The organism is Actinomadura kijaniata (genome assembly GCF_014138665.1).
GTDB lineage: Bacteria > Actinomycetota > Actinomycetes > Streptosporangiales > Streptosporangiaceae > Spirillospora > Spirillospora kijaniata.
This window is the reverse complement of sequence record NZ_JACJIA010000032.1, coordinates 1-1,487: the sequence shown is the minus strand read 5'-3', so window position 1 is coordinate 1,487 and position 1,487 is coordinate 1. Positions and strand designations below refer to the sequence as shown.

The 1,487-nt window shown below is 66.4% G+C and carries 1 protein-coding gene; it reads left to right on the top strand.

All coding sequences use genetic code 11. The annotated features are described in order from the left end of the window. Positions 1–1,487: RNA polymerDNA-directed RNA polymerase subunit B (locus HNR61_RS46560; RefSeq protein WP_512698970.1), on the top strand; the 1,487-nt coding region annotated here is incomplete at both ends.

Genomic DNA, 1,487 nt, shown 5'->3' with positions numbered 1-1,487 from the left:
GGGACCGAGCGGGTGGTGGTCTCGCAGCTGGTGCGGTCGCCGGGGGTGTACTTCGACCGCGCGCTGGACAAGGCCAGCGACAAGGACATCTATGGATGTCGGGTGATTCCCAGCCGGGGGGCCTGGCTGGAGTTTGAGATCGACAAGCGCGACAACGTGGGTGTGCGCATCGACCGCAAGCGCAAGCAGCCGGTGACGGTGCTGCTGAAGGCGCTGGGCTGGGATGAGGCGCGGATCCGTGAGCGGTTCGGCGCTTATGAGTCGATCAACATCACGCTGGAGAAGGACCACACCTCCGGTCAGGATGATGCGCTGCTGGACATCTACCGCAAGCTGCGCCCGGGTGAGCCGCCCACGCGTGAGTCGGCGCAGACGCTGTTGGAGAACCTGTACTTCAACCCCAAGCGGTATGACCTGGCCAAGGTGGGCCGTTACAAGGTCAACAAGAAGCTCGGTCTGGACCTGGAGACCAACCAGGGCACGCTGACCGAGGATGACATCGTGGCCACCATCGAGTACCTGGTGCGGCTGCATGCCGGTGAGGAGGAGGGCTCGCTGGGGGGCGCGGCGGTGCCGATCGAGGTCGATGACATCGACCACTTCGGTAACCGGCGGCTGCGCACGGTGGGTGAGCTGATCCAAAACCAGGTCCGGTTGGGGCTGGCGCGGATGGAGCGGGTGGTCCGGGAACGGATGACCACCCAGGATGTGGAGGCGATCACTCCGCAGACCCTGATCAACATCCGCCCGGTGGTGGCCTCGATCAAGGAGTTCTTCGGCACCTCCCAGCTGTCGCAGTTCATGGACCAGACCAACCCGCTGGCCGGCCTGACCCACAAGCGCCGCCTGTCGGCGCTGGGTCCCGGCGGTCTGTCCCGGGAACGGGCGGGCATGGAGGTCCGTGACGTCCACCCCTCGCACTACGGCCGTATGTGCCCGATCGAGACCCCGGAAGGCCCCAACATCGGCCTGATCGGCTCCCTCGCGGCGTTCGGCCGGGTCAACCCGTTCGGTTTCGTGGAGACGCCGTACCGCAAGGTCGTGGACGGCAGGGTCACCGACCAGATCGACTACCTGACCGCCGACGAGGAGGACCGCTTCGTCATCGCGCAGGCCAACTCCCTGATGAACGAGGACGGCTCGTTCGTCGAGGACCGCGTCCTGGTCCGCAAGAAGGGCGGCGAGATCGAGCTGGTGCCGCCGGCGGAGATCCAGTACATGGACGTCTCCGCGCGGCAGATGACCTCGGTCGCCACCGCGATGATCCCGTTCCTGGAGCATGACGACGCCAACCGGGCGTTGATGGGTTCCAACATGCAGCGCCAGTCGGTGCCGCTGCTGCGCAGCGAGGCGCCGCTGGTGGGCACCGGTATGGAGTACCGCGCCGCCGTCGATGCCGGTGATGTGATCGTCGCCGACAAGGCCGGGGTGGTGGAGGAGGTCTCGGCCGACTACATCACCGTGATGAACGACGATGGCACCCGCAC